Origin of the sequence: Chamaesiphon sp. OTE_8_metabat_110, assembly GCF_031382685.1 — a bacterium.
In the GTDB taxonomy this organism is placed as follows: domain Bacteria; phylum Cyanobacteriota; class Cyanobacteriia; order Cyanobacteriales; family Chamaesiphonaceae; genus Chamaesiphon.
In genome coordinates this window covers 1-5,442 of the sequence record NZ_JANMZA010000412.1, presented here as the reverse complement: position 1 = coordinate 5,442, position 5,442 = coordinate 1, and the positions used below count along the sequence as shown (strand labels likewise).

General features: G+C 43.8%; 9 protein-coding genes and 2 pseudogenes. 6 read left to right on the top strand and 5 right to left on the bottom strand.

Features of this window, described 5'->3' with window-relative positions:
- Together RMO52_RS15115 and RMO52_RS15110 are read left to right on the top strand one after the other, a co-directional pair.
- A partial coding sequence (locus RMO52_RS15115; protein WP_310415699.1) for a hypothetical protein occupies positions 1 to 258 on the top strand: 258 nt, incomplete at its 5' end.
- 475 nt (positions 259 to 733) lie between these two features.
- On the top strand, positions 734 to 1,915 hold the full coding sequence (locus tag RMO52_RS15110; protein ID WP_310415696.1) for a transposase: 1,182 nt from the start codon (positions 734 to 736) through the stop codon (positions 1,913 to 1,915).
- An 86-nt stretch (positions 1,916 to 2,001) separates the two neighbouring features.
- Here the strand turns inward: RMO52_RS15110 and RMO52_RS15105 are convergent, their stop codons facing one another.
- The 3 genes from RMO52_RS15105 to RMO52_RS15095 all read right to left on the bottom strand — a co-directional run bounded on the left by RMO52_RS15105 (position 2,002) and on the right by RMO52_RS15095 (position 3,041).
- Positions 2,002 to 2,244 carry a hypothetical protein gene (locus RMO52_RS15105; protein WP_310415693.1) on the bottom strand — a complete coding sequence of 81 codons (243 nt, stop codon included), beginning with the start codon at positions 2,242 to 2,244 and terminating at the stop codon, positions 2,002 to 2,004.
- Between the two features lie 163 nt (positions 2,245 to 2,407).
- A complete protein-coding gene (locus RMO52_RS15100) occupies positions 2,408 to 2,734 on the bottom strand; it encodes a Txe/YoeB family addiction module toxin (protein WP_309744688.1) in 327 nt (108 codons plus the stop codon).
- A complete protein-coding gene (locus RMO52_RS15095; protein ID WP_309744685.1) occupies positions 2,724 to 3,041 on the bottom strand; it encodes a type II toxin-antitoxin system Phd/YefM family antitoxin in 318 nt (105 codons plus the stop codon). The genes RMO52_RS15100 and RMO52_RS15095 overlap by 11 nt, the downstream gene beginning before the upstream one ends.
- Before the next feature lie 227 nt (positions 3,042 to 3,268).
- Between RMO52_RS15095 and RMO52_RS15090 the strand changes: the two genes are divergently transcribed.
- Together RMO52_RS15090 and RMO52_RS15085 are read left to right on the top strand one after the other, a co-directional pair.
- Positions 3,269 to 3,568 (top strand): type II toxin-antitoxin system HicB family antitoxin, encoded by a 300-nt coding sequence (locus RMO52_RS15090; protein WP_309744683.1) that lies wholly within the window; start codon positions 3,269 to 3,271, stop codon positions 3,566 to 3,568.
- On the top strand, positions 3,565 to 3,987 hold the full coding sequence (locus tag RMO52_RS15085; protein ID WP_310415690.1) for a type II toxin-antitoxin system VapC family toxin: 423 nt from the start codon (positions 3,565 to 3,567) through the stop codon (positions 3,985 to 3,987). The genes RMO52_RS15090 and RMO52_RS15085 overlap by 4 nt, the downstream gene beginning before the upstream one ends.
- 55 nt (positions 3,988 to 4,042) lie before the next feature.
- Here RMO52_RS15085 and RMO52_RS24775 read toward each other — a convergent pair.
- Positions 4,043 to 4,454, bottom strand: a pseudogene (locus RMO52_RS24775) (type II toxin-antitoxin system death-on-curing family toxin).
- A complete protein-coding gene (locus RMO52_RS15070; RefSeq protein WP_310415686.1) occupies positions 4,451 to 4,648 on the bottom strand; it encodes a ribbon-helix-helix protein, CopG family in 198 nt (65 codons plus the stop codon). The pseudogene RMO52_RS24775 and the gene RMO52_RS15070 overlap by 4 nt, the downstream one beginning before the upstream one ends.
- A 407-nt stretch (positions 4,649 to 5,055) precedes the next feature.
- Here RMO52_RS15070 and RMO52_RS15065 point away from each other — a divergent pair, with 407 nt between their 5' ends.
- Together RMO52_RS15065 and RMO52_RS24770 are read left to right on the top strand one after the other, a co-directional pair.
- Positions 5,056 to 5,322 carry a BrnT family toxin gene (locus RMO52_RS15065; protein ID WP_309744672.1) on the top strand — a complete coding sequence of 89 codons (267 nt, stop codon included), beginning with the start codon at positions 5,056 to 5,058 and terminating at the stop codon, positions 5,320 to 5,322.
- Between the two features lie 3 nt (positions 5,323 to 5,325).
- Positions 5,326 to 5,442 (top strand): annotated as a pseudogene (locus RMO52_RS24770) (CopG family transcriptional regulator); the annotation flags it as partial.

Sequence of the window (5,442 nt, the reverse complement as noted above, 5' to 3'; positions counted from 1 at the left end):
GACCATCGAACTATTGATATTCAATCCTCGATCGTACCGAGTGAAGTGTTCGGTCATGCGACGGATGGGATTGAACACGAACTAAGCGAACTAATTATCGATATTAGTTTAGCCGCCGATTATACGGGGGACGATGCGATTATTTACGCTGGGGGATTAGCCGCCCGTGCGAACGCATTGCAATCGTATCTATTTGCCCACTTCGATGAACTAGTCAATCAAAAGAAAATGAGGGAGTATGCGAAAAAAGCAAATTAGAAAAAATATTGAGATAGCGATCTCCATGCTTGGGGAAGTCAGAACAGATCGCTATGGGAACCGGAAAATCAAGCATTCAGAGCGTAATTTTGTCACTGATACAGTCACAGAATTACTGCAAGAAATATTGATTGACAGCGGTAATAATTCACTCTCAAGTATATCAAAAAACCGCTACGATTTCAACCCGCCTGAAGAGTCGTAAAACGACGAAACACCCCCACTGGGGTGTCGCGGGGAGCTTCCAAACCTCCTAGCAACGACAGAACGATCGCACTCGCTCGAAAAGAGAAAGGGGCTTAACGCCCGTAACATTTCGTGAGCTTGTGCGATCGCCATATCGTACCCTAATGCTTAAAAAGTGAATAACGCCAGTATGGGAGATTCGTAAGCTTGACTTGGGTAAATAAGTCTAAATGTGTGTGTAACTCCAGCTTAACGCACCTGGAAAACTGAATAAAAAAAATTAACCATTATGAAGATTATTGGTGCTGACGTTTGTAAAGGTCGGCTAGTTTACTGTTGCTTAGATACCGATAATATGCCTAAAGATTTAGGCGACTATTATCGTGATGGTGAGAATTTTGCCGAAGCGTACACCAGCGCGCATGGACTAAAGCAATTACTAGATTTAAAACCAGATGTAATTGCCCTGGAGCCGACTGGAGTTAATTACAGTCGGTTGTGGGTGAGAAAGATGTCGGAACACGGGGTTAAAGTAATTCTCATCGGTCATACTCAGTTAAGAAGTTACCGTAAAAATTTAGGATTGCCAGATAAAGACGATCCGGCGGATGCACTCGCGATCGCCGCTTATTGCGCCGAACATTACACCAACCCGGCACGGTTTGTCTTAGTCAGGGATCGTATCACCGCACAATTACGAGAGACGGCTTTACGGCTGGGGCATTTAGTCAGGTTACAATCGCCAATGGTGAACCGTCTCAAACAAGATTTAGCCTACGCTTTTCCCGAACGCGCCGATACTGCCACAAATTCCCCGCTGTTTTGGGGCTGGCTGGCTGGCACTCGCAAGAGCCTGAAATACGATCGACAGATGCAAGATTCGATCGGATCGGGGATAACTCCAGAAATGAGACTAGAGGCTAAGTTACTGTGTATGGTTCAGGGTGAAGAACGCCGGATCGAATTCGAGTTACGATCCTTACTCGATGACTCCCAGTTCGATCCATACCGAAAGGTCATGAAAAAGTATGGGATAGGCGAAAAGGTGCAAGCGATGTTAATCAGCCAGATTTACCCGATTGAAAATTTCTTAGATGCCGATTGCCAGCCGATTGTAATGGTAACCAAAGGCAAGGTATCCGGTAAACCCACGGCTAAACATATCAGCTTGAGAAAGGTATCCAAAATGCTCGGTATCGCCCCCACCCGCGAACAGTCGGGTAAATCAGCCACCACTACCAACAAGTCAGGCTCAGAGCTGTGTCGGACGGCGATGTGGCAGTGGATATTTACCCGGATCGAGTGTGGTAAATCGCGGCTTAAAAATCAGACGGGTGTAGATATCTATGAGATGTTTTTAGACTACAAGACCCACAAACCAATCAAACTCGCCCGCGCTAAGACGATCGGTAAGGTCGTCAGAATGATGTTTTATGACTTGGTAGCTGCAATAAACGAACCAAAGATTTAACAGATGGGGGTGGCTAGAATGTCACCCTTTTTTATCCCCATTGATAAATGATGTAAAGTGAACGTTAATAACATAGAGACTCATGCTTACACTCGACCGCGTTGAAACCGCTCTAAAATCTGGTTGATGAATGTTTCGCCATCGAGCGGTGGTGTTTGCTCTGAGGCTGAAATGGCAGCATCAATTTTCGTTCGGATATCTTCAACCCATACGTTCTCAGCTTGTTGTTCTTCCTCTAGTTCTGCCAGAAACCGAGCCGCGATCGCATCTTGTCGATCGATTGGCAGTTGTTCGATTTGGGCTATTACCTGTTGAAGCAGTTCTGTCATAGTTTACACCGCAATTTACTACAGCCTCCTAATTTTACCCGATTCTCTCTCATGACAGGCTCCGCTAGCGAGTAAAGCGATCGAAGAGACCACGATCGATAATTCCAACAAGATACAAAGATGCTCCTCAACAGAGATCGAGACTCAATCACTGGGATTGCCTCTAATTTTCATAGTGATAACGGGCTTGTAAAAATTGGATAGATTCATCTTTGATTCGATAAATTAGTCGATGTTCTAAATCTATTCTTCGTGACCATGTATTTGCTTCCATGAATTTTAGTGGCTCTGGCTTACCAATTCCTGAGAAGGGATCTATACAAACAGATTCTACCAGATCGAGAATTTTGTTAGCTTTTTGAACATCTTGCCGATACCACCATTGCAAATCTTCTCTGAAGTCTTCGTCAAAAATAATTCGCCTTTGAACGATGATTATTTCTGGCTGAGAATTTTCCGAGCGATTTTTATCTTTCTTTTTAGCGGACAATTCCCAACTCCTCACACAATATAGCGATCGATTGTGATGGGTTCTCTGGCTCCGAATGTTCGTAGCCTTGGAGATCTCTTTGTTTGGCTCGATCGATTGCCCGATGCAATCTAGTTGCGTTGGCTGGAGATCTAAATAGATAAACTGTTTCTAAGAGGCTGCTGAGATCTGTTTCGGCGATGAGAGCGACGTTTTTATCGATGCCGTCTCGTTTGACTATGATAATATCTTTGCTGTCTGCTACACGATCGAGCAGAACGCCTAAATTACTCTGTGCTTCGGTATAGCTAATTTCGCTGCTAGTCATACGGTTGTATCCGAGTCTCGTATGTCGATTATAACTTACTGCTTGTCGGGATATGGCGATCGATAATTTCGACAGGATATAAAGATGCTCCACAACGACGATCGATCGAACCTCAAACACTGAAATTGTTGGGGTGAATGTCAAAACCCAACCGACAGAGCTACTAGGTCGAACTATTCACAAGATGAATATGCAATAATGATAACAACTGAGGCTGAGGTTAAAAAATGCAGTATCAAGTTTTTGTCAAAAGTCATTCGGATCGAGGTTTTACTGCTTCTGTACTTGAAATACCGTCGATAGCTGTTAATGGGAATACAGAAGGGGAAGCGATCGCTAATGCCAAAACCGAATTAGAGTCGCAATTGTCAACAGGTAAGATCGTGACAATTTCGATCGAACCTAAAATTAATTTTACGCCCATGCAATATGCAGGTATTTTAGAGAACGATCCAACTTTCGACGATTTGATGGAAAAACTTGTTAATATTCGTCAAGTCGCCAATGAGTGCGAAGACGAAATATGACACTTTATGTCTTTGATACCGACCATCTGAGTCTTTATGGTAGGAATCATCCAGTATTAATCGACAGATTGCAACAACAGTCGATTATTTTGACGACTACCGTAATTAATATCGAAGAACAAGTGCGCGGTAGGCTGGCACAAATATCTGAGGCTAAAGATGGAGATGCACTGGCTAATGCCTATCGATGGCTGTCGGAAACAGTGAAATTATTGTCTGAATTTGAAGTTCTACAGTTTACAGCACAATCTCAATCTATCTATCGAGATCTAAAGTCGCAGCGAATTAGAGTTGGTACTCAGGATTTACGTATTGCCTCGATCGTGTTAGCAAACAAAGGTATCTTGCTATCGAGAAATGCACGAGATTTCGAGCGAATACCCAATCTGCTAGTTGAAAATTGGACGATGGAGGCGTAGTCGCGATCGATAATTCCAACAGCGTTTAAAAATGCTCCTCAATGACGATGGACTGTCATCTAGAGGCAACACTTGTCCGTAACCAGTCAGTAAAAGCATCCCGTTCGCGAAGCGTCTCCATTAGGAGAATCTAATTCACCCGCAGCCAAAGCCAAAATCACCCGTTCTTGCTCATCTACCACCGCCTTAATCTCCACCCTGTTTAACACCAGAAATGTCTCCATTGCTGCGTGTCCAGCACGTTTATTACCATCAACAAATGGATGATTCATCACAATTGAAAACCCCAAGGCTGAAGCTTTTTAAATAATTGTGGGATAAAGTTCGGCACCACCAAAAGTCATCCGTGGTTGTGCGATCGCAGATTCTAATGCACCCATGTCTCGGATACCGCTACTTCCTGCCGCCTGTTCGAGGATTTGACTATGTAGCTCGATTACTTCGGCTAAGGTTAGATGACGAATCATGCTAACCGACGATAGAGTTCAGCGTTCTTCTTGAGAACATAATCTGCTGCTTGGGTAAACTCATCTTGAGGACGAGCTAGCCAATCTTCTATATTCACACGCAGTAAGTCTTCTGGTGAAATTTGACTGTCTCGTGCTAATTGCTGCAATTTGTGAAGTTGCTCATCTGGAATGTCAATGGTGATAGAAGCCATTCGGGAGTTCCTTGATGTTGTAGATATTTAGCATTATAACTTCGCCAAACCTAAATGGGGAGTGCGATCGATATGTTCTTGACTATCTGTGATGATATCCTAAGCACAATGATGAGATCGATTACCTCCGGTACGCTACGCGATCGATAATTCTAACAGCATACAAAGATGCTCCTCAATGACGATCGATTACCTCCGGTACGCTACGCGAACGAACCTCAAACACTAAAATCATTGGGTTTCTCGAAATAGATAATCGTTGGCGTAGCCGCGCCGAGAGGTAATCGATCATTTCAACAGGATACAAAGATGCTCCTCAATGACGATCGATCGAACCTCAAACACTGGGATTGTTGGGTTTCTGGTGAAATGTAACTTATATGTACGATTGTGCATATAATAGATGAATGGCGTATCAGTGGGACAAAAATAAAGCAGCAACGAACCTCAGTAAGCACGGGATTGATTTTGCCGATGCAGTTTCTGTGTTCTCAGACGATCTCGCAGTCACAACACTAGATGAACGATTCGATGAAGAGCGATTTATTACCATTGGGCTAGATGCTCTAGGTCGAGTGCTGGTGGTGGTCTATACCTGGCGCGATCGGGAAATTAGGTTGATTTCAGCTAGAGCGGCAACACGTCAAGAACGAAGACAGTACGAAGAGGAATAAATCATGGAAGTGGAACACGATTCTGTAGAAGTAGAATATGATTTCAGCCAAGGGAAACGAGGTGCTATCGATCCGATTGGTGCGGGAAAAACGCGGATTACGATTCGGATTGATGATGAT